Here is a 21,024-nt window from a genome sequence, read left to right on the forward strand (position 1 = left end):
GCTTATTTCGAGCTACTCCTATTTATCGTGCGGACCAAGAAAGCGCGTGCCATTGTAGTGAATAAGGTGCGAGGCACTATCTGCCAGCCACACTTCTGTCTCCCACGAAATTTCTTCTGAGTAACGCATGAACGTCCGTCGATCGGGAAAGGCGCTAACAAAGACAAGACCTGCGCTCGACTTCTCGAACAGACGCTGCAACTCATCGTGGCGCTTAGAGTCGACCGGCCCATGCGATGTCACTGCTTCGGCAAGGATTAGCCAATTTTCTTTTGGATAAAAAATAACTACATCGGGCATTTTGCCGTGGTTATCGATGCTGACACCGAGTTTATTTAGAGCGCCTTTGTCAAAATATCCCCATTTTTCACCAGTATCTCCAACGTAGATCAGCTGCCCACCCGGTACAAAGCGCGGCGCAAACTGTTCCCAAATCCCCTTGATCAGTTCGCTATGAACGCCAGGGCTGAGGCTAATTTCTTGCCCAGCTCCAATCACCACTGGCACCATGACCATTTCACGCTCTTTGGCATACTTCGTAGCAAGCCCAGGACGAGCCGCCATGTAGCCCTTAAGCTTTAGCGGATACTCACCAGAGCCGTAGCTTTGTAAGACAGCAAGGCAACTAGCCTCAATTTGGTAAACTGCCTTGGGACTATTTACAGGGCGCGTTGGCTCATCGGGGTTGTAACGAGCGATACCTGCCTCCACGAACTGATGCATAGTCTGACGCCGGATGGTCTCGCGCGTGTTAGGAGCGTAATGCTTGTCGTAATAGTCGCGGGCCCACTCCATAATAGGGGTAATACCCATAAGTGGCGCCGCAGCCTCAGACCACTTTCGCGAGGGACGCATGTCGAGGATTGCCAATAGGCAAAGAGCCGATCGCTCATTTCTCTGCTTTCTCGGCAGGTCAAGATCGGTCAGAATTTCCAACGCTTCGTTCAACTTTGACATCCGTCCCTTCCACAACTGCGTCGACTTGATCTTGAGTCGCTTCGCCATGCGTGACCGCCCATTTTCCATATTCGAGCAATGTCTGCCTTTCTGGATAAAGCATTGTACGCAGGTCGGTCGCATTGACTTGCGTATGCCCGCTGAAATTGCGGAAGTACTGGTCAGTTATCGTCGCATTGAGGAAAAGAGCAATTCCATGCGCCAAAATCGGATCGACACCGCGTTTCTCTGAGTGAATGACATTGAGATGATTTTCGAAGCCAAAGAACGGAAATGGCAGCAACCCTGGATCGACGACAAAAGCAACAAGTCGCCGACGCTCTTCTTTCGATGAAAAACGTTTCGTCACGGCGTACCAGCCTGCGGGCATCAACCATTTCTGTGTAGCGTGGCTAACCTTTAGTGCGTTTGGCTTCTTGTGCTCGCGAGGCCAGGTTAGCTTACCGCCTTTAAAGTGGTGAGAGTAAAGCAGCGGTACTTCGCTTTCAGTCGCCTGCGCTCGCCAATACTCGCGCAAACGAAAGTCAACAACAGGGCCCGTCGCAACCCCAAGCCCCAAATCCGAAAGCGACCTTACGAACAGGTGGCCCGCATCAGCAAGAGTGAAGGTGGGAATGTGTATGTAGCATTGTTCATCTCCAGGCTTAACCACATCGGAAAATGGAATGCTACGCTCCGCATAATCTGAGAAGGTCGGGCCATGCGAGGTCGAAATCACCACCTCACCTTGATGAGCTTTTCGTTCTAGCCGGATGATTACGTTTTCTTGCAGAACATCATCATCATGGAAGGCTTTTTTTCGGCTATCAAAAACGTGGATGTGAGTGATAGCCGCCTCTTTGAGGAGCCATCGACGGAAAGGCCTGAAGTATGTTCCGTTACAGAAGCTTCGCGGAATAATAGCAACAATTTCACCACCCGGCCTCGTAAGCGCCACGGCTAAACCGAGAAACGCTACATACAGATTAACAGCCTCGATACCAGCCTGCCGCAAGAGAAGACGATAGTCTGAAGTAGCGCCGATCTTCTTGTATGGCGGATTGAGAATGACATGCGTGAATTGCGTGTCACCAAAAGAAAGCGCGAAAGCAGCTTCCCGGAGAAAGTCTCGCTCGACAACCGACGCAGTGACCGATGGCCCCTGCAATTCGGCAAGTTGGTCACGCAAATAAGGTAGCAGTACGGGCTCGATCTCATACGCCGCAATCGAAAGGCGAGAGCCACGCTGCCCCGCCGAGCTAAAGCGTTGCACGAAGGCTCGCGTCAATGAGCCAATACCCGCTCCAGCATCCAGCAACCTCGCTTCGGCCGGCCACTTGCGAAACAGAGAGGCCATAAAATCGGCAATAGGCGAAGGCGTCATAAATTGGCCCATTGCGACCCGCCGGACTGGGTCCAGCTGTTCCGTCGCCTCTCTCCGGAGAACGTCGATCCTTTGGGTCGCCGAGGACATGGTCAATTTCATACCTCGATCAGTGGGTTAGCGTGGAAAACGGTCGCTATCTGCGCTCCGTTGGATAGTCCATTGGCAACAATCTGTCACGGATTTGCTGGAGTTTTCCAGCCTGAAGAATTCGCCTGCTCAGTATAGTCATCCACAATACCGTTAGCGGGGCAAACATGGCCACCCCTTGATTCCTGTCATGCATTGTTGTTTTGCCTCCCGCGTTAGCTTCGTCCTACTAGTTGAACGACAGGAACTTGCTGGCCAACCGATCTGAACGAGCGCGCCCTTCGAGGCGGCATTACGAATGACATCTGCGCCCACAGCACCCAAATCTGCAATTTGCCAAGTTTAAACTTGACGCAGCACCAAACAGCGAACGTGGGTTTAAATGACTAAGGGTCGCGAACTGCCCGGCCATCGCGCTGGCTTGTATCGTCGGCGACACAGTCCTACATCTTTTGAGATTGGCCCTGCTCGGGAGACCGCGCGAATGACAGGGTTTGACCAATGACCGGTTTTGGCATCTTCGCTTTGGCGTGGCCGTTCGTGTCAATCGGCCTGGCGGTCGCCTGCGTCCTTGCCTTCCACCGTTATCTCGACAAGCGCCAGCAGCGGCCGCATCGCGCGGCGGAGTAACGGCCCCTCACCCGCCCTCATCCTGAGGAGCGGCCCTCGCAGGCGCAGCCTGCGTAAACTTGGCTGCGTGGCCGCGTCTCGAAGGACGAGGGCGGCCCTCATGGTTCGAGACGGCGCTTCGCGCTTCCTCACCATGAGGCCGGCCCCCTACTCCTCCTTGAACCCAAGCTGCATCTCGTTGCCCTTGGCGCCGTAGTACTTGAACGGCAGGAATTTGCCGGTCATGCCAATCTGCACGCGGTCGCCCTTGGGGTCGGCCTTGCGCGTGATGTCCATGTCGAAGTCGATCGCCGACATGATGCCGTCGCCGAACTCCTCCTCGATCAGCAGCTTGATCGCCGGGCCGTTCACCAGGATCAGCTCGTAGAAGCGGTAGATCAGCGGGTCGGTCGGCGGCATCGGCGCATAGGCGCCGCGCATCGGCACCTCGTTGAGCAGCGCCGCTTCCGCCTTCGTCAGCCCGAACAGCTCGGCCGCCTTCGCCGCCATCGGCTTGGTCATCTTGTGCTGGCCGAGCACGGCGCCGGTCACCAGGATCGGCGACATGCCGCCGATCGCCTCGCAGATGTATTTCCAGGTCCAGCCCTTCTCGCGCTTGATGTCGAGCAGCTTTTCGGTGAGGTCGGCGCGTTTCATGAGATGCTCCTTTTCGCGGACTGCTTTCTTGTCCCGGACGCGGCGCAGCGCGTGAGCGGTGCACCGCAGATCCGGGATCGTTACGAACTGTGGTTTGTCGCGGTCCCGGCTCTGCGGTGCACCACGTCGTGCTGCACCGCGTCCGGGACAGGTGCCGGCTCCGGCAGGCCCGGCGTGATGTGCGGCACGCGCCGCGGATCGTAGGACGCGCCGGCCTGCGCCCTGAAGGTGCGGCTGCGCTCGACCAGGAAGTCGAGAATGTGGTTGCGCACCGCGTAGTAAAGCGGGTGCTTGTGGAAGTCGTGGCGCGCGCGCGCCTTCGGCAGCGGGTTGTCGACGATCTCGGCGAGCACCGCGCCGGGGCCGTTGGTCATCAGCACCACCTTGTCGGCCAGATAGATCGCCTCGTCGACGTCGTGCGTGATCATGAACACGGTCTGCCCGGTGTCGGTGCAGATGCGGCGCACCTCGTCCTGCAGCGTGCCGCGCGTCAGCGCGTCGAGCGCGGAGAACGGCTCATCCATCAGCATGATCTTCGGCTCGATCGACAGCGCCCGCGCGATGCCGACGCGCTGCTTCATGCCGCCCGACAGTTCGGACGGACGCTTGTGCTCGGCGCCGGTGAGGCCGACGAGGTCGATGAATTTCTGCGCGTGCGCGTTGACCTCGCCGCGCGACCAGCCGCGGTGGCGCGACGACACGGCGTAGGCGACATTGCCGAGCACGGTGCGCCAGGGCAGCAGCGAGTGGCCCTGGAAGATCACGGCGCGGTCGAGGCTGGGGCCGTCGATCGCCTTGTTGTCGACGATCACGGTGCCCTCGCTCGGCGCGTCGAGGCCGGCGAGGATGTTGAGGATGGTGGTCTTGCCGCAGCCGGAATGGCCGATGACGCAGACGAATTCGCCGCGCGCCATGGCGAGCCACAGATTCTCGAAGATCGCCGTGGCGCCGAAGCGGCGCGAGATGCCCTCGATGGCGATGAAATGGCTCATTCGGGGAACGTCACGAGTTTGGCCAGCCGCGCCAGCACCAGATCGAGGATCATGCCGACCACCCCGATCGCCACGATCGCCACGATCACATTCACAATCGAAAGATTATTCCACTCGTTCCAGACAAAGTATCCAATACCTGTTCCTCCAACCAACATTTCCGCCGCGACAATGACAAGCCAAGCGATACCGATTGAGATACGCATTCCGGTGAGGATCGTTGGTGCTGCGGCCGGCAGGATGACGGTGAAAGCGCGGCGGAAGGTGCCGACCTCAAGCGTCTTGGCGACGTTGAGCCACTCCTTGCGCACCTGGGACACCCCGAACACCGTGTTGATCAAGGTCGGCCATAGCGAGCAGATGAAGATGACGAAGATCGCGGACAGGCTTGAATCCTTGATGGTGTAGAGCGCGAGCGGCATCCACGCCAAAGGCGAAATTGGTTTTAGCACCTGGATGTATGGATCGAGCGCCTTGCTCATCAAAGGCGACATGCCGATAAGAAAGCCGGCCGGCACCGCAACGAAGACCGCCAGCGAATAACCGATCATCACGCGCAAGATCGAGTAAGCCAGCTGAATGCCAAGACCCTTGTCGTTCGGCCCGTTGTCGTAAAACGGCCGCTTGATGTGCGACCATAGCTTCTCGCCAACCTCGAGCGGCCCAGGCATGGCGGACTTGCCCTGCGTCGCGGTTGCCCCCATCAGTTTGGCATATTCCGGATCCATCGTCGCGGCCGTGCCCGACCCTTGCGTGGCAACATGCCACGCAAGAATGAGGCAAGCGAAAAGCGCTCCCGAGACGATAGCCGCCCGCCACGTCAGCGAGACACTCATGACTCCTTCCGGATCTTAAAGCTCTTGATGTAGTCCTCCGGCTTGGCGGGGTCGAAGGGCTTGCCCATCACGACAAATGTCTTCGTCGTCGTGGTCGGCGGCGTAAGCCCCACTTCCTTCATGAGTTTTGCCGTGTCGGTGGCCAGAAAGACGTCCTTGGCGATCTTGTCATAGTCCAGGTCGCCCTTGACCTGCCCCCAGCGCTTCATTTGCGTCATGATCCAGACCGCGAACGACTGCCAGGGGAACGGGTCGAAATCGACCCGGTTGGCGTCCTTCTTTACGGTGCCGAGACCATCCGCATAGGTCCCGGTCAGGATCTGCTCGAGCACCGTGACCGGCTGGTTGATGTAGTTGGCCGGCGCGATCGCTTCGGCAATCTGCTTGCGGTTCTCAGCCTTATGCGCAAAGGCGGTCGCGTCGATGATCGACTTGAGCAGCGCCGCGTAGGTGTTCGGCATCGACGTGACGAACTCCTTCGACGCGGCGAAGGCGCAGCACGGGTGACCGTCCCAGATTTCCTTCGACAGGATATGGATGAAGCCGACGCCGTCATAGACCGCGCGCTGGTTCATCGGATCGGGGCCAAGGAAGCCGTCGATATTGTCGGCGCGCAGGTTGGCGACCATTTCCGGCGGCGGCACGGCGCGGATCTGGACATCCTTGTCGGGATCGATGCCGTGTTCCGCGAGGTAGTAACGCAACAGATAATTGTGCATCGAGAAGTCGAAGGGCACGGCGAACTTGAAGCCTTTCCAGTCCTTCGGATCGCGCTTGTCCTTGTGTTTGATCGACAGCGTAATCGCCTGGCCGTTAATGTTCTCCACCGCAGGCATCGTATAGGGAATCGGCTGCGAACCGACACCCATGCTGATGGCGAGCGGCATCGGCGACAGCATGTGCGCCGCGTCATATTCCTTGTTCAGAGTCTTGTCGCGGATCACCGCCCAGCCGGCGGTCTTGATCACGTCGACATTGAGGCCGTACTTCTCATAGAAGCCCATCGGCTTCGCCATGATGATCGGCGTGGCGCAGGTGATCGGAATAAAGCCGACCTTGAGATCTTTCTTTTCAACCGGGCCGAACGCGGCAAACGCCTCGGTCGCGGCCTTGACCGGGAAGAACTGCGAGATTGCGGCCAGCGCCGTCGATGCGCCGAGCGATTGCAGGAAGGCACGGCGGCCGACATCCTGCGGAAACAGCTTCCGCATCACGGCGGAAGCGACAATGTTTTCGTAAGCCTTCTCTTCGCTGACATCCGGTGTCACCGCCTGCAAACGCAGATCGGCGGCACGATCATGTTCGACCTGGCTCGCATGATGGCCGCAGGAGCAGCCGGTGTTGTTGAGGCCGCGCCTGGCGTCGAAGGGATTGTCGAAAGTTGACATGAATGTCGCTCCCAGTTGGTCATCGGCAATTACCGGGACAAAGAGCAACTTCGGTGCCAAGTGGTCGAGACAGCGCCGTCTCAGGAGCGCGGATCGCGTAAGTGCCTGTGATTGGCGCACTTCTTGCTTACGACATTTCGTAGTCCACGAACTTTCGTAATCGCAGGGACGGAATGTCACACGATCTTGGGGAGGACGGTATGAGCGGCCTATGGCCTGTGCACGCGGATGAGGCAGACGGGCGATCGGATGCCGCTTTCGGTCGCATCGAACGGGAGAACCAGCTCATCCTCCGCGCCGCCGGCGAAGGCATCTATGGCGTCAATGCCGAGGGCAAAACCACCTTCGTCAATCCGGCGGCGGAACGCATGCTCGGCTGGACAGCGGAAGAACTGGTCGGGCACGACATGCATGCGCGGGTGCACCATACCCATCCCGACGGGTCGCATTACCACGACCATGAATGCCCGATCTATGCGGCGTTTCGCGACGGTGCCGTTCATACCGTCGAACACGAGAAGTTCTGGCGCAAGGACGGTAGTTCGTTCTGGGTCGAGTACACATCGACACCGATCCGCGACGACGGCGTGCTCATCGGCGCGGTGATCGTCTTTCGCGACGTGACGCAACGTCACGAGGCAGCGGAAAAGCTGCGCGCAGCGCACGAGGAAGTCGACATGCTGCGCAAGCGCCTTGAACTCGAAAACGCCTACCTGCAGGAGCAGATCAGGATTGACGGCAATCATCACGGCATTATCGGCCGCAGCGCCGCGATTCAGCAGACCTTGCAGCAAGTGGGCCTGGTTGGCCCAACAGAGGCCACCGTACTCATCACCGGCGAAAGCGGCACCGGCAAGGAGCTGGTGGCGCGGGCCATTCACGAAGCGAGCCGCCGGGCACAGCGGCCGCTGATCCGCGTCAACTGTGCGGCCATCCCGAGCGACCTGTTCGAGAGCGAGTTCTTCGGCCACGCCAAAGCCGCCTTTCCCGGCGCGCTGCGCGACCGCACCGGGCATTTCGAGCTGGCCGACGGCGGCACCTTGTTTCTCGACGAGGTCGGTGAAATTCCCTTGGCACTTCAGGGCAAGCTGCTTCGCGTGCTACAGGAGGGCCAATTCAAGCGCGTTGGCGAAGTGCGCACACGCAAGGTCGATGTCCGCGTGATTGCCGCATCCAATCGTGACTTGAAAACCCAAGTGAGGCGCGGTCACTTCCGCGAGGACCTGTATTTCCGCCTCAATGTGTTTCCAATCCATCTCGTGCCGCTGCGTGAGCGCATCGAGGACATTCCGCTGCTCGCCATGCATCTGCTCGGCAATGCCAGCAAGAAGCTCAACACCGGTGAATTGCGAATGACTCAAGGCGATGCGCGCCGCCTGTCGCTATACGACTGGCCGGGTAATGTCCGCGAGCTGCAGAACGTTATCGAGCGCGCGGCCATTCTTGCTCGCAACGGCCGCGTCCGTCTCGATCTGCCGGACGTGCCGGCCACGAACGGCGGCCGCCGCGGTCCGACTATCGTGGCGAAAACGCAGGTTCTGACCGACGATGACCGGCGCGAACGCGACCGCAACAACATCGTGGCCGCCCTCGCCGCCAGCGGCGGCAAGGTTTTCGGACGCGGCGGGGCCGCGGAACTGCTAGATGTCAAACCCACCACCCTCGCCTCACGCATGAAGGCGCTCGGCATTCGCCCGGTGCGAGTCGACCACCGACATCAGGAAACGGAGCAGCGCACTCAATGAGCAGGCATCACAGTCTTCGCGGCGACGTTGGCACCGTGCATCGTGGCGTGTTCGATGCTTCGATCAAGCCGGTTCTGCGGATCGAGTCCGGCGATACCGTCGAAGTGACGACGCTCTCGGCCAATGACGAGAACTTGCCGCCGGAGGGGTCCGGCTTTGCTCTGACGCCGGAGCACCGCCGGGTGCTCACGCAAGTACCGCGCGGCATCGGCGCACACTTCATGAGCGGACCGATCGAAGTTGCTGGCGCGGTGCCCGGCGACGAACTGGTTATCGAGATCCTCGAGCTCGGCTTCGCCCAGCCCTGGGGCTGGAACATGATCAAGCCAGGTCTCGGCGCCCTGCCCAACGATTTCGACAAGATACGCACCATTTTCGTGCCGATTGACGAGGCGCGCGGCATCGTCACCATGCCCTGGGGACTGGAACTGAAGGTGGCGCCGTTCTTCGGCGTCATGGGCGTTGCGCCGAAGCCCGGCGACGGCGCCTGCATTTCCAATATTCCCCGCTCGTTCGGCGGCAACATGGACAACAAGAATCTCGGTGTCGGCGCGACCTTGCATCTGCCGGTGTTCAACAATGGCGGGCTGTTGTCCGTCGGCGACGGCCATGCCGTTCAGGGCGACGGCGAGGTTTGCGTCACCGCGATCGAGACCGCGCTGCGCGGCAAGCTGCGGGTGTCGCTCCTGAAACAGACCGGCATCGATCATCCGTGGGCCCAGACGCCGACCCACATCATCACCATGGGTTTCAACGAGGACCTCGATCTCGCCGCCGAATTCGCGCTGCGCGCCATGATCCGGAAGATCGGCGAGATCAACGGCCTGTCTCGGGAAGATGCCTTCTCGCTGATCAGCGTCGCCGGCGACTGCTGCGTGACGCAACTCGTCAACGTCGCAAAGGGCGTGCATGTGATGATGGCGAAGGAGTTGCTGAAAAGATAGTTGATCTGTCATTCCGGAGCGCGGCCAAAGGTCCGCACGCCCGGAATCCATAGCCCAACGCTGCGGCGTATGGATTCCGGGTCCGCTCACTTCGTTCGCGTCCCGGAATGACTAGTTTGATCGATCCACAATTACCGCCACCGGGCCGCCGCCATCGGGGCCCTGATGCTCGGCGCCGCCGGAGACATAAATCTCGGCGTGGCCGACAAGACCGGCCAGCGCGCCGCAGACAAAACCACGGGCATGCCTTGTCGAGGCGATGTCGCTGTCGTCGAGCATGGTGTGGCGATGGCCCCGCAACAAGCCATCGTGGCTGGCTTCGGCCTTCGACAGCAGCGCGACGAGTTTCCCGCGTTGGGCGACGTCGAGTTGTCCGGATGCGCCGAGGCCGAGCCGCGCCAGCGCCGCCCGCACCGGCTCGATATCGATGCCGTCCGCCATGACCGCATGATTGATCGCGAGCGGTCCAGACCAGCTTTTCGACATGCCGAGCACGACGATCTCATGATTGACGAGCTCGATGCCGGATGAGGTCGAGGCCCTGCCGGACCACAGCGACCAGTCGGCGCCGACCTGCGCATCGGTGATCTTCTCGCGCGCAATCTCGCCGAGCGCCACGGCAACGCCAAGCGCACTCGCGGCACGCGACAGGCCCATCGACTTCAACGTGTCCCGCGTCGCAACCGATGCGCCTCGCGCGTCCGCCTCCGCAATGCGTTGCGCCGTCAGCAACGGGCACTTGATCTGAACGAAATGAATGTCGGCCGGATCGGAGATGCCCGCATCGCGCATCGCAGCGCGTACGCCGGCCGCCACCTGTTCCACCTCGGCAACGCGACCAAGATGTTCGAATGGCAGAGCCGGCGTATGCGCGCGCCCGATCGCGAGGGAGGGCGAAGCCCCACCTTCACCCTCCCCGCGCTCGAACACGATCCAGTGCGGCGCCATGCCGCCTTCGGTGCCGCCCGACATGACGAGACAGATCTGCGCCGCGTCCGCCTTGGGCAGATGGCGCTCGAACAGTAACGTCAGCGCAGTGGTCGCCAGACCGCGGCTGAAATCATTGACCAGGCCGTTGCCCTCGGTCTTGCCGAGCACGGCGACGACGCCCGTCGGATCGATGCGGCCGGCCGCGATGGCGGTCTCGATGCCGCTGACATCGTTGGGCGCGGATGCGGAAATGCGATGAACCCTGGCGATCGGCATGATTTCACGCGCAGTAGAGAGGGCCGGTGTAATGCTTGCGCAACGCGGACTTCAGTTCCGGCATCGCGGCGCGCACATCGGCTGTGGTCGGATATTTGGCGCGCAGCACGGCGAGAAGTTCGGTCTCCAGCGCCGGAAGATCGACGCCAACCACCTTGCCAGACCGCACCACATCGCGGCCGGCGACAATGAGATCCACGACGTGCTGTTTGACCCCCTTCGCCAGCACGAGATCGAACGGCGGCACATTGGGCTCGATCAGCTCCGCAGAAAGCGCCTCCCAGTCGAGCGTCAGAAGATCGGCCGGCGCGCCTGGCGCGAGGACCTCATCTTTCATGCCGGTGACGGCAAAGCGGCCATTGGTGGTGGCAAAGCGCATCAGGTCGGCCTGCGACACGCGAATGTCGAAGCCGGAAGCTTTGTGGACATTGTAGGCGAGCCGCATCTCGCGCAGGGCGTCTTCGTCCTCGTCCATCGCCAAACCATCGAGGCCCATGGCGACCCGGCAGCCATGCTTGATGAACTCGCCGAGCGGCGCCAGCCCCGAACTGACAATGAAATTCGACGAAGTGTTGACGACGATGGTGGCGCCGCGCTCGGCGATCAGATCCATCTCGTCGGGCCTGAGATAAATGCAATGCGCGAAAGACACCCGCTCATTGAGCAGACCGATGTCGTCGAGATAGCGCACGATGCCCTGCGGGAAGGTACGGTCGGCCCAGTTGCGCTGGTATTTGGTTTCCAGCAGATGCATGTGGACGCGACGGTTCGAGGCCGCCGAGGCCTTGCCGATCAGCCGCAGCATCTCGTCGGTGCACCACTGCACGCCGGCGGGACCGTATTGCACGGTGACGCCGCCGCCCTCAATGTCCCTTGCCACTGCCTCGACCATCGCCACCTGCTCGGCCGCGGGCACCGGCTTGCGCAGGAAGCGCCGCGTCACGCATTCGCAGGCTGCAGGCGACAGTTCGGCGAGCAGTTTTTCGTGCGGATCGTAGACCAGCGGATTGAGGTCGCGGCAATGTACGGCGAGCGCCATGCGAATGCCGACATCGCGCGCGGCCTTGGCCACCGCGCGGGCTTCGGTCGGAAAGTCGGTGAGGCCCTGCACGCGCGTGTAGTGCGCCATGACGGCGCCGACACCGCCGCGCGCCGACCGGGCGAAAGACACCGCGCTCGACAGATAGGGATCGACCGTCGGCAGCAGCGTCAGGTAAGGCAGCCAGGCCTCGAGCGGCACGTCGTAGCTGCCGACCTGGCTGAGCCGCGCGATGCGGGCGTGGTCATGGGCATTGCCGAGCGCCGGCATGACGAGGGATCCCTTCCCCTCGCCGGCCGTTACATTCTCGATGCGGCCATCGCCGATGGCGATGGCCTGGTTGGCGGTCGCGGCCCTACCCGCTCCTGAAAGCAGCCAGGAGGCCGCGACTGTCCTCTTCATGTCCGTTCTCGCTCGTGCCTAGAAGCTGAGCTTGAGCGCGCGCTCGGCCTTCGGCGGCAGGAACGAACGATCGAACACATCCTTCACCGCCGGCGTGTTCGGCAGCTTGTAGGTGTCGGCCAGCAGCTTGATCGCCTTTTCCATGCGCGCATCGGACACGTCGCCGAGACCGTTGGCGTCGGTTTCCTTGGAAACGAAGTGCGTCTTGAGCGCATAGACCAAGCGCTGGGTTTCGATGTTCTGGTCCATCAGCGGCTCGACCTTGAGCATCTCCTTGACGCCGGCGGCGGGATCGGCGGCGACTTCGATCATGGCCTTGTTGAGCGCACGGACAAGACCGGCAACCGCCTTCGGCTTCTCGGTGACGAGCGCCTTCGACACCATGATGCCGTTGGAATAGAGGTCGACTCCGTAGTCGGAGTAATAGAACCAGCGGAAGTCCTTGAGCGGGTCCATCTTCATACCGATAAGGTTGGCATAGCTGGTCACTGTGAAGATCGCGGAGAAATCGACGTCGTCCTTCACCAGCATCTGCTCCTGCAGGTTAGGCGCCATGTTCACGGTCGAGACCTTGCTGGCGTCGATGCCGTTCAGGGCGGCCAGCGCCGGGAAGAGCTGCCCGGCCGCACCGCCGGCAGGCGTGCCCATCTTCCTGCCTTCGAGATCCTTGAGCGTCTTGATCGGGCTATCCTTCTTCACGATCAGCGCAAAAGGCGGCGTGTTGTAGATCATGTAGACCATGACCGGTTGCTGGCCCGGCTTGGTGCCGGCGAGCTGGATGATGGCGTTCATGTCGCCGAAGCCGGCGTCATAGGTGCCCGAGACGATACGCGTCACGGTCGCGGACGAGCCGGTGCCCTGGTCGATGGAGACGTCGAGGCCTTCCTTGGCGAAATAGCCCTTGTCCTTGGCCCAGAAGATATAGGCGTGCAAGCCCTGATACTTCCAGTCCAGCGTGAATCGGATCTTGGTCGGCTCCTGCGCGTGAGCCGGCACGGAAAGGCACAGCGCCGTCGCTAGCGCGATACCGAGGCGGATAAGAGACATTCTCGTACTCCTGTTCAGTCGAATGACCGGCAAACCTGTGAGCGGCGGGCGATCAGCCCATCGCAAATTCGTCCTTGCGGTGCGCCCAGCCGGTGATGCGTCCCTCGATCAGCGAGAACACCGCATAAAGCGTCACACCCATAATGGCGAGAATGATGAGGCCGGCGAACACCAGCGGCACGTCGAAGTTCGACGACGCGATCATCATGACGTTGCCGATGCCGCGGTTCGAGGCCACCGTCTCCGAGATGACGGTGCCGACGAAGGCCAGCGTCACCGCGACTTTCAGCGAGGCGAAGAAATACGGCATGGTACGCGGCAGACCGACATTCCAGAGAATGTCGAACTTGGAGGCGCGCAGCGCCTTCATGACGTCCTCGAGCTCGGGCTCGGTGGTGGCCAGACCGGTCGCCACATTCACCACGATCGGGAACAAGCTCATGATCATCGCGGTGAGGATCGCCGGCACTGCGCCGGATCCGAACCACAGCACGAAAATCGGAACCACAGCGACTTTCGGGATCGATGCAAACCCGATGAGCAGCGGATAGGCCACGTCATAGGCCAGGCGCGACGACCCGATCATGACGCCGAGCAACACGCCAGCAACGATGCCGAACGCGAAGCCGACGAGCGTGGTGTAAAGCGTCTGCACCGCATGAGGCCACAGCGCCGGAAAGCGCTGAACCAGAGTCACAATGATCTGGCTCGGCTTCGGCAGGACGATATCGCTGATGTGGAACAGCCAGCAGAACGCCTCCCACGCGACGAAGAAACCGATGATCAGAAGAACCGACCAGAACCGACGACGCAATTGCGGATCCATCACACGGTCTCCTTCACGGGACGGGCCGACACGATCAACTCGCGCAGGCGCTGCGTCATGGAAACGAATTCGGGCGTATAGGACATATCGATGGTGCGAGGCCGCGCGAACGGCACCGGGGCATCGTCGATGATCTGACCCGGCCGCGAGCGCATGACGCAAATACGGTTGGCGAGATAACCCGCCTCCTTCAGGTCGTGAGTGACCAGGAGCACCGTCGGGCGCAGTTTCAGCCACAGATCCTGCATGACCGCCCAGAGCTCCTCGCGCGTGAACTGATCGAGTGCACCGAACGGTTCATCCAGCATCAGAAGCTGCGGCTCGTGGATGAGCGCACGGCACAGCGAGGCGCGCTGCAACATGCCGCCGGACAGCTGCCAGGGATGCTTGTCGCCGAACCCGGCGAGGCCAACTTCCTTGAGCAGCGCGTCAGCGCGATCGCGAAACTCCGTCTTTTTCTTGCTCTGATATTCCTGCCGGAACGGCGGCACGATCTTCAGCGGCATCATGACGTTGTCGCGCACCGTGAGCCACGGCAGCATGGTCGGGTTCTGGAACGCCATACCGACGCGCACCGGTGCGGCACCAACCTCGCGCCCTGCCACATAGACGTAACCATTGGTCGCGTTGATCAGCCCCGTAACGAGCTTGAGGATCGTGGACTTGCCGCACCCGGAGGGGCCAACGAGCGCGACAAAATCGCCCTGGTCCACCCGCAGGCTGGTCTCGCCAAGCGCCACAATCTTCTTGTCACCGCGGCCGTAGGCCAGCGTGACTTTTTCAAGTTCGACGAAGGTTTCGTCGGTACGCGGTTGGTTGTCGCCGGTCGTCGCCAAACTCATAGCCCTTCCCCTTCAGGCTGCGCCCTGTGTGATGGCTTGCATCGAGTGTTCCGTGTTCCTGACGACCGGCGCCGGCATCGCCTGGATCGTGTGAACGGAGCGGCCCCAACCCTTGGTGGCTGGGACAAGCTTGCGGTCCTTCATGACAAAGCGGCCGCGCACCAGTGTGTGAATGGGCAGGCCTTTTACCTTGTAGCCATCCCACGGCGACACCTTGGAGCGCGATTGCGTCTCGGCATCGCGGATAATGTGGTCGCGGTCGAGATCCACGATGGCGATGTCGGCATCCGAGCCCGGCAGCAAGGCACCCTTGCGCGGGAACAGGCCCCATATCCGGGCGGGATTGTAGGCGCTCATGCGCACATAATCGGAGATCGTCATGCGGCCGGCGTTCACCTGCGTGAGCATCAGCGACATCTGCGTCTCAACACCCGGAAACCCGCAATCGACGGTCCAGATGTCGTTGCGCGTCTTTTCTTCATAAGCATGCGGTGCGTGGTCGGTGGCAATGACGTCGATCGTGCCGTCCACCAGCGCGTCGAAGATCGGTTGCTGGTTCTGCCTTTCGCGCACCGGCGGATTGACCGCGATAATGCCGGGCACGCGCGCATAGTCGTCGGTCGACAGCAGGAAATAATGCGGACAGGTCTCGCCGGTGATATCGACGCCGCGCGCCTTGGCTTCGCGCAGCGGCCGCAGCTCTTCGGCGGTCGAGATGTGCAGCACATGAATGCGCGCGCCCGTCCATTCGGCCAGAATCGCGGCACGACTTACGGCTTCGACGGCAACAACATTGGGCCGTGCCGCCAGATGCGCCCACTGATCCTTCTTGCCGGCGGCCATCAGCCGCTTCTGGCGGCGCTCCATGATCTCGTTGTTCTCGGCATGGAGCGATACGCGTTTGCCGGTCGCCGCCGCCACTTCGAAGCATTCGAGCGTGGCACCGGTGTCTGGCGACGGGATCTTGCCGAAGGTATTGCCCATATAGAGCTTGAAACCGATGATGCCGCCGTCGATCAGTTCGGGCACCGTCGCGATCGTGTTGTCGCCCAGCAGCCCGTAAAGGCCGTAGTCGACGTGGGCCTTCGACGCGGCGATGGCGTGCTTTGCTGCCAGTATCTCGCCATTGGCGGTCGGCGGGATTGTGTTCGGCATATCGAACACGCAGGTGACGCCGCCGAAGGCCGCCGCTGCCGTACCGCTTTCCCAGTCTTCCTTGTGCGGATAGCCCGGGTCGCGGAAATGCACGTGATCGTCGATGGCTCCCGGCAGGATATAGAGGCCGCCGGCATCGAACAGTTCGGTGGCAAGCGGCATCGCCTGCGCGTCGCCCACCGCGAGCACCTTGCCGTCCTTGATGGCGATCGATCCCTCAAACACGCCGTCCGGCGTTACGATCCTGCCGTTGGCGATGACGAGATCCGCTGTCGTTGCGCTCATACTGACCTCACAATGCCGCCCAGCCGCCGTCGACCGGCAGGTCGGCACCGGTGATCTGACGCGACACGTCGCTGGCGAAGAACAGGCAGGCATTGGCCACATCGGCGTCGACGGTGACACGCCGCAGCGCATATTCCTGGGCGTGCCGCTCCATCGCCTGCTCAACGGTGATGTGGAGGCGCCTGGCCATGTCGGCGCACACCTTTTCACGGAACCGCGGGCCATCGACCATGCCCGGCGCAACGTAGTTGACGTTAATGTTGTACTGCCCGACTTCCAGGGCAAAACTCTTGGTGATGCCGCGCAGGCCCCACTTCGAGGCCGAATAAGACATGCGCCCTGCCCGGCCGCGCATGCCGAAAGTGCCGCCGACATTGACGATCTTGCCGTAACGCTGCGCCGTCATGGTGGGCAGAACGCTGCGCATCGTATGAAAGCAGCCGTTCATATTGAGCGTGATGATTTCGTCGAACTCCTCCGGCGTGGTCTCGACGCCGGATTTGCCGACAGGCCCCGAGCCGCCGGCGACGTTGACGAGAATGTCGATGCGGCCGGCATAGGCTTCGCGCGTCTTCTGCGCCGCGGCTTCGCACTGGGCGGCATCAGTGAGGTCGCAAGCAACGATAATGGCTTCGCCACCCGCACGGCGCACTTCCTCCGCAACCGGCTCGATGGCCGCAGTATCGCGTCCGAGCAGCGAAAGCTTCGCGCCTTCGTCCGCGAAGGCCTTGGTAATGGCCGCACCCATCCCCTTGGCCGGGCCTGTGATCATGGCGACGCGGCCGGCAAGCTTCAAATCCATCGTGACACCTGAATAGCGCAGCCCGCATCGGTCCCGCGGGCCGAAGGGTGCCGTTCCCCTTTTTACGGAGGAACGGCAAGTCGGCGGGTCGTCGTTAGAACAGTTTCTTCGGCAGGTCGGCGACCGGCGGAATGAACTTGTCGGTAAAGATTTCATCCACGGTCGGCGTGCGCGTCAGACCATTGGCTTCGACCAGAATGTCGATCGACTTCTTCAGACGTTCCTTGTCGACGTTACCGAGACCGATCTTGGCGATTTCCGGCGCGTTCATCTCGTCATGAAGGGTTGCCATGAAGCGGTCCTTCTCGACATCCGGCTTGATGAGCGGCTCGCGCTTGGCAACCGCGGCAATCGCGGCATCCGGATCCTTCAGCGCATCCTGGAGACCCTGATTGATGGCGGCGATCAGGCCCTTCACCACCTCCGGCTTCTCGGCGACCAGTTTCTTCGAAACGATGATGGCGTTCGAATAGAGGTTCATGCCGTAGTCGCCGAAGTTGATGTAGCGGATGTCCTTGTCGGCAACGCCCATCAGCTTGGCAGAGAAGCGGATGGTGTTGACGTAGCCGAACACGCCGTCCACCTGCTTGTTCATCAGCATCTGCTCGCGCAGATTCGGCTGCATGTTGGTGACCTCGATCTTGGTGCAGTCGATCTTGGCGATCTTGCAGAGGGCCGGAAACAATTTGAGCGCGCCGTCGCCGGCGGCGCCGCCGAGTTTCTTGCCTTCGAAGTCCTTGGGCGACTTGATCGGGCTGTCAGCCCGCACCGCCACCGTGAACGGCGGCTGGTTGTACATCACATAAACCGCGATCGGTGCTTCGGCCGGCTTGGTGGCGGCGAACTGGATGAGCGCGTTGATGTCGCCAAAGCCGACATCATAGGTGCCGTTGGCAACGAGCGGAATCGGAGCGCCCGAGCCGTTGCCTTGGTCCATCTGAATGTCGATGCCGGCTTTCTTGAAGTAGCCGCGATCCTCGGCGAGGAAGAACCAGCCCTGCGGGCCCTGATACTTCCAGTTCAGCACCATCTTGAGCTTGGTTTGCGCGGCGGCCGGCGCCGGCGCGAGCAGTGGAGCAGTCAATCCGATCACCGCGGCGGCGGCGACCAGGAACGAGCGAGGCGAAAACATCATGATCGAACTCCTGTCAGGAGGGTGGCGAGAAGCGGTCCCGGTTCCGGCATACCGTCCGCTGTCGTTTCGGAATGCGTCGAAGCTCTTCGTCTGAACTCATCTCGTTGAAGCGTTCGGCGCGGACCATGCGTCGAACCATGCAAGCGCGATGCCGAAGCTAGCGCGGGCAAGCGTTGCCTTCTGCTGCTGATTTTTTGCTAGAGTGGTGCTGAAAAGGCATCACTCGTCGCGTGGCTGTGCCGCTTGGGCCAAGGTGGCGATCGCACCGCATCGGGATAACCGTATGAAACATCTAAGAATTCTGGACTATGTCGACGAGGTCGCCCGCGCCCGCTCGATCCGCAAGGCGGCCGAGCACCTCAACGTCACCGCCTCCGCGGTCAACCGCCGCATCGCCGATCTTGAGGAAGAGCTGGGCGCCATCCTGTTCGAACGACAGCCGCGCGGCGTTCGCCTGACGGCCGCCGGCGAGGTTTTCGTCAACTACCTGCGCAAGCAAGGCGGCGAAGCCGAGCGAATGAAATCGCAGATTGAGGATCTGAAAGGACTGCGTCGCGGTACGGTGAGGATCGCGTGCAGTCAGGCGCTGGCGCTCGATTTTCTACCTCGCGCCATCGCCGACTTCCGCAAGGTCCACTCCAAGGTGGAGTTCGACGTCAAGGTAGTCGACCATGAATACGCCATGGCGGCATTGTCTGCTTTCGAGGTCGATCTTGTGCTTGTATTCCGCCCGCCCTTTCTGGCGAACTTCCAGCCCTTGATGACGTTGGAGCAGAACCTGATCGCGGTGATGACCAGGACCCACCCGCTTGCGAAGATGGCCAAGGTTCGTCTGCGCGACTGCGCGAACTATCCGGTTGCGCTGGCCGAACGCTCGATCGGCGGCCGTCAACTGCTTGAGGAGGCGATGGCGCGCACCGGATTGAAATTCAATGTCGCGGCCGAATCCAACTCCTTTGAATTGCTCCGCGGGCTGGTGCTCCACGCCAACCTGGTATCATTTCAGATCGCCATCGGCGCCATGCCACAGGGCAACAAGCTCGGCCTGGTCGCCAAAGAAATCGACGGCCGCGATATGCCGACCGCTAAACTGGTGTTCGGCCAGTTGCGCGAGCGCAACCTTCCAGTTGCTACAGCGGTGTTTGCCGAACATATAAACAAGCGTTTGAAGGCATTGATTAAGCCTTCATGACAAGTTTCCGAATGAGAGACATGCGCGAAGGTGATTGCGGAATTTAAAATCGGCGTTATATTTGTCTTTTAAGGGACGTCCTCAACGACCGGATCGCTCGATCTGGCGGGAGAACCGAGGTGGCCTTTAAAACCGAGTAAGCAACCGAATGTGCTGGCCCGTCGTCGAAGGCGGGCCAAATGCATTTTGGATTCGTGTGCTTCTGGATTCGATGCCTTCTGCAATCAGGCGACGACAACCCGGTTTTGACCCATGACGCGCTCCAATCGACCCGACCACATCCGCCTTACCTCGCATCCCGTTCCCGGCGGCAAGCCGCGCTTTCCGATTCACTGGGGCGCGGCAACAGCGCGCGAACGCGGCCCGATCATCGGCACCGTGTCGCGGCCCGGCGACCGCAACGTCATCGGCACGCATGGCGGCTCCTATTCGCTCTACCGCGCACTCGCCGTATCGTCCGGCGCACTCGACCCGATCCGTCGCCCGGATCTCACCAACACGCATCCGGCCGAGGACATCGGCCCCTTCACGCAATGGGCCGACGCCAAGCGCATCGTGTCGCTCGACCCCTTCGGCCATCGCGTCGCCGACGATTTCAAGGACGAGATCGCGGAGGGCGTCGACATCCGCCCCAGCATCGCTATCACCAAAGCGCGCCTCGACCTCATCGAGATGCAGGACGCGCTGCGCGCCGGTCGCCTGAAAGCCGATGGCGAACTGGTGCGCGAGAACGGCAGCGTCGGCGTCACCAAGATCGCCGTCGATCCGGTGTGGTATCTGCCCGGCATTGCCGAGCGCTTCGGCACCAACGAAGGCGCGCTGCGCCGCGTGCTGTTCGAGCAGACCGCCGGCATGTTTCCCGAACTGGTGACGCGGCCCGACCTGCAGGTGTTCCTGCCGCCAATCGGCGGCATCACCGTCTATCTGTTCGGCGACGTGTCGAAGCTGAACAAGCCGGCGACGAAAATCACCTGCCGCGTGCATGACGAATGCAATGGCTCCGACGTGTTCGGCTCCGACATCTGCACCTGCCGCCCCTATCTTATTCACGGCATCGAGGAATGCGTGCGCGGCGCGCAGGAAGGCGGCCTCGGCGTCATCGTCTATAACCGCAAGGAAGGCCGCGCCCTTGGCGAGGTCACCAAGTTTCTGGTCTACAATGCGCGCAAACGCCAGGAAGGTGGCGATGCTGCGGCTGCCTATTTCGAGCGCACCGAGTGCGTTGCCGGCGTGCAGGACGCGCGCTTCCAGCAACTGATGCCGGACATCATTCACTGGCTCGGCGTCAAGCGCCTCGACCGCTTCATCTCGATGAGCGACATGAAGCACGACGCGCTGGTGTCGCAAGGCGTCGAGATTGTCGAACGCGTGTCGATCCCGGACGAGATGATTCCGGCCGATGCCCATGTCGAGATCGCGGCCAAGAAGGCGGCCGGCTACTTCTCGCCCGATGCAGTGAATCCCGACGACCTGACCGATACGGTCGGCCGTGCGCTCAACAAATACTGAGCG

19 protein-coding genes are annotated in these 21,024 nt (G+C 61.3%); 5 read left to right on the forward strand and 14 right to left on the reverse strand.

Features of this window, described 5'->3' with window-relative positions; genetic code table 11:
* Nucleotides 1-18 precede the first annotated feature (18 nt).
* Nucleotides 19-957: a BsuBI/PstI family type II restriction endonuclease gene (locus tag DXH78_RS15970; protein WP_115518215.1), complete on the reverse strand. Its 939-nt coding sequence runs from the start codon at nucleotides 955-957 to the stop codon at nucleotides 19-21.
* On the reverse strand, nucleotides 914-2,422 hold the full coding sequence (locus DXH78_RS15975; protein ID WP_210209596.1) for an Eco57I restriction-modification methylase domain-containing protein: 1,509 nt from the start codon (nucleotides 2,420-2,422) through the stop codon (nucleotides 914-916). The genes DXH78_RS15970 and DXH78_RS15975 overlap by 44 nt, the downstream gene beginning before the upstream one ends.
* Before the next feature lie 489 nt (nucleotides 2,423-2,911).
* On the opposite strand from DXH78_RS15975, the gene DXH78_RS20280 reads away from it, so the two are divergent.
* Nucleotides 2,912-3,040 (forward strand): hypothetical protein, encoded by a 129-nt coding sequence (locus DXH78_RS20280; RefSeq protein WP_283805642.1) that lies wholly within the window; start codon nucleotides 2,912-2,914, stop codon nucleotides 3,038-3,040.
* Nucleotides 3,041-3,187: 147 nt separating this feature from the next.
* Here the strand turns inward: DXH78_RS20280 and cynS are convergent, their stop codons facing one another.
* From cynS to DXH78_RS15995, 4 genes are all read right to left on the reverse strand, one after another.
* The gene (gene cynS / locus DXH78_RS15980; RefSeq protein WP_115518217.1) at nucleotides 3,188-3,676 is read right to left on the reverse strand and encodes a cyanase; all 489 of its coding nucleotides are present in this window, start codon (nucleotides 3,674-3,676) and stop codon (nucleotides 3,188-3,190) included.
* 80 nt (nucleotides 3,677-3,756) lie between these two features.
* Nucleotides 3,757-4,668, reverse strand: a complete 912-nt coding sequence (locus DXH78_RS15985; RefSeq protein WP_115518218.1) for an ABC transporter ATP-binding protein — start codon at nucleotides 4,666-4,668, stop codon at nucleotides 3,757-3,759.
* Nucleotides 4,665-5,504, reverse strand: coding sequence for a nitrate ABC transporter permease (ntrB, locus tag DXH78_RS15990; RefSeq protein ID WP_115518219.1), 840 nt, complete (start codon nucleotides 5,502-5,504; stop codon nucleotides 4,665-4,667). Before ntrB ends, DXH78_RS15985 begins: the two co-directional genes overlap by 4 nt.
* Complete coding sequence (locus tag DXH78_RS15995) at nucleotides 5,501-6,892, reverse strand: CmpA/NrtA family ABC transporter substrate-binding protein (RefSeq protein WP_115518220.1); 1,392 nt, start codon at nucleotides 6,890-6,892, stop codon at nucleotides 5,501-5,503. The genes ntrB and DXH78_RS15995 overlap by 4 nt, the downstream gene beginning before the upstream one ends.
* Nucleotides 6,893-7,092: 200 nt before the next feature.
* Between DXH78_RS15995 and DXH78_RS16000 the strand changes: the two genes are divergently transcribed.
* A complete protein-coding gene (locus DXH78_RS16000) occupies nucleotides 7,093-8,637 on the forward strand; it encodes a sigma-54 interaction domain-containing protein (protein ID WP_245416904.1) in 1,545 nt (514 codons plus the stop codon).
* On the forward strand, nucleotides 8,634-9,581 hold the full coding sequence (locus tag DXH78_RS16005) for an acetamidase/formamidase family protein (protein ID WP_115518222.1): 948 nt from the start codon (nucleotides 8,634-8,636) through the stop codon (nucleotides 9,579-9,581). Before DXH78_RS16000 ends, DXH78_RS16005 begins: the two co-directional genes overlap by 4 nt.
* Before the next feature lie 111 nt (nucleotides 9,582-9,692).
* Here DXH78_RS16005 and atzD read toward each other — a convergent pair whose 3' ends face one another.
* The 8 genes from atzD to DXH78_RS16045 form a co-directional block, all read right to left on the reverse strand.
* A complete protein-coding gene (gene atzD / locus DXH78_RS16010) occupies nucleotides 9,693-10,787 on the reverse strand; it encodes a cyanuric acid amidohydrolase (protein WP_115518223.1) in 1,095 nt (364 codons plus the stop codon).
* Nucleotides 10,788-10,791: 4 nt separating this feature from the next.
* Complete coding sequence (locus DXH78_RS16015; protein WP_115518224.1) at nucleotides 10,792-12,228, reverse strand: amidohydrolase family protein; 1,437 nt, start codon at nucleotides 12,226-12,228, stop codon at nucleotides 10,792-10,794.
* Between the two features lie 18 nt (nucleotides 12,229-12,246).
* Entirely contained in the window at nucleotides 12,247-13,275 is a 1,029-nt protein-coding gene (locus tag DXH78_RS16020; RefSeq protein WP_115518225.1) for an ABC transporter substrate-binding protein, read from the reverse strand.
* 52 nt (nucleotides 13,276-13,327) lie between these two features.
* Nucleotides 13,328-14,101, reverse strand: a complete 774-nt coding sequence (locus DXH78_RS16025) for an ABC transporter permease (RefSeq protein WP_115518226.1) — start codon at nucleotides 14,099-14,101, stop codon at nucleotides 13,328-13,330.
* A complete protein-coding gene (locus DXH78_RS16030) occupies nucleotides 14,101-14,943 on the reverse strand; it encodes an ABC transporter ATP-binding protein (protein ID WP_115518227.1) in 843 nt (280 codons plus the stop codon). Before DXH78_RS16030 ends, DXH78_RS16025 begins: the two co-directional genes overlap by 1 nt.
* Before the next feature lie 12 nt (nucleotides 14,944-14,955).
* Nucleotides 14,956-16,383, reverse strand: coding sequence for a dihydroorotase (locus DXH78_RS16035; RefSeq protein WP_115518228.1), 1,428 nt, complete (start codon nucleotides 16,381-16,383; stop codon nucleotides 14,956-14,958).
* Between the two features lie 7 nt (nucleotides 16,384-16,390).
* Nucleotides 16,391-17,185 (reverse strand): SDR family NAD(P)-dependent oxidoreductase, encoded by a 795-nt coding sequence (locus tag DXH78_RS16040; RefSeq protein WP_115518229.1) that lies wholly within the window; start codon nucleotides 17,183-17,185, stop codon nucleotides 16,391-16,393.
* Nucleotides 17,186-17,279: 94 nt separating this feature from the next.
* A complete protein-coding gene (locus DXH78_RS16045; protein ID WP_245416905.1) occupies nucleotides 17,280-18,320 on the reverse strand; it encodes an ABC transporter substrate-binding protein in 1,041 nt (346 codons plus the stop codon).
* A gap of 253 nt (nucleotides 18,321-18,573) precedes the next feature.
* Here DXH78_RS16045 and DXH78_RS16050 point away from each other — a divergent pair, with 253 nt between their 5' ends.
* Together DXH78_RS16050 and DXH78_RS16055 are read left to right on the forward strand one after the other, a co-directional pair.
* On the forward strand, nucleotides 18,574-19,512 hold the full coding sequence (locus DXH78_RS16050; RefSeq protein ID WP_210209597.1) for a LysR family transcriptional regulator: 939 nt from the start codon (nucleotides 18,574-18,576) through the stop codon (nucleotides 19,510-19,512).
* Nucleotides 19,513-19,764: 252 nt separating this feature from the next.
* Nucleotides 19,765-21,021, forward strand: a complete 1,257-nt coding sequence (locus DXH78_RS16055) for a GTP cyclohydrolase II (RefSeq protein WP_115518231.1) — start codon at nucleotides 19,765-19,767, stop codon at nucleotides 21,019-21,021.
* The last annotated feature ends 3 nt before the right edge of the window (nucleotides 21,022-21,024 follow it).

This window comes from Undibacter mobilis, assembly GCF_003367195.1.
Lineage (GTDB): Bacteria > Pseudomonadota > Alphaproteobacteria > Rhizobiales > Xanthobacteraceae > Pseudolabrys > Pseudolabrys mobilis.

Excerpts from the sequence above, each read along its gene's own strand:
- DXH78_RS16045 (WP_245416905.1), bottom strand. The coding sequence starts at position 18,320 with ATGATGTTTTCGCCTCGCTCGTTCCTGGTCGCCGCCGCCGCGGTGATC.
- DXH78_RS20280 (WP_283805642.1), top strand. The coding sequence starts at position 2,912 with ATGACCGGTTTTGGCATCTTCGCTTTGGCGTGGCCGTTCGTGTCAATC.
- DXH78_RS16035 (WP_115518228.1), bottom strand. The coding sequence starts at position 16,383 with ATGAGCGCAACGACAGCGGATCTCGTCATCGCCAACGGCAGGATCGTA.
- DXH78_RS16005 (WP_115518222.1), top strand. The coding sequence starts at position 8,634 with ATGAGCAGGCATCACAGTCTTCGCGGCGACGTTGGCACCGTGCATCGT.
- DXH78_RS16025 (WP_115518226.1), bottom strand. The coding sequence starts at position 14,101 with ATGGATCCGCAATTGCGTCGTCGGTTCTGGTCGGTTCTTCTGATCATC.
- DXH78_RS16000 (WP_245416904.1), top strand. The coding sequence starts at position 7,093 with ATGAGCGGCCTATGGCCTGTGCACGCGGATGAGGCAGACGGGCGATCG.
- atzD (WP_115518223.1), bottom strand. The coding sequence starts at position 10,787 with ATGCCGATCGCCAGGGTTCATCGCATTTCCGCATCCGCGCCCAACGAT.
- DXH78_RS15970 (WP_115518215.1), bottom strand. The coding sequence starts at position 957 with ATGTCAAAGTTGAACGAAGCGTTGGAAATTCTGACCGATCTTGACCTG.
- DXH78_RS16015 (WP_115518224.1), bottom strand. The coding sequence starts at position 12,228 with ATGAAGAGGACAGTCGCGGCCTCCTGGCTGCTTTCAGGAGCGGGTAGG.
- cynS (WP_115518217.1), bottom strand. The coding sequence starts at position 3,676 with ATGAAACGCGCCGACCTCACCGAAAAGCTGCTCGACATCAAGCGCGAG.
- DXH78_RS15975 (WP_210209596.1), bottom strand. The coding sequence starts at position 2,422 with ATGAAATTGACCATGTCCTCGGCGACCCAAAGGATCGACGTTCTCCGG.
- DXH78_RS16030 (WP_115518227.1), bottom strand. The coding sequence starts at position 14,943 with ATGAGTTTGGCGACGACCGGCGACAACCAACCGCGTACCGACGAAACC.
- ntrB (WP_115518219.1), bottom strand. The coding sequence starts at position 5,504 with ATGAGTGTCTCGCTGACGTGGCGGGCGGCTATCGTCTCGGGAGCGCTT.
- DXH78_RS16020 (WP_115518225.1), bottom strand. The coding sequence starts at position 13,275 with ATGTCTCTTATCCGCCTCGGTATCGCGCTAGCGACGGCGCTGTGCCTT.
- DXH78_RS16040 (WP_115518229.1), bottom strand. The coding sequence starts at position 17,185 with ATGGATTTGAAGCTTGCCGGCCGCGTCGCCATGATCACAGGCCCGGCC.
- DXH78_RS15995 (WP_115518220.1), bottom strand. The coding sequence starts at position 6,892 with ATGTCAACTTTCGACAATCCCTTCGACGCCAGGCGCGGCCTCAACAAC.
- DXH78_RS15985 (WP_115518218.1), bottom strand. The coding sequence starts at position 4,668 with ATGAGCCATTTCATCGCCATCGAGGGCATCTCGCGCCGCTTCGGCGCC.
- DXH78_RS16055 (WP_115518231.1), top strand. The coding sequence starts at position 19,765 with ATGACGCGCTCCAATCGACCCGACCACATCCGCCTTACCTCGCATCCC.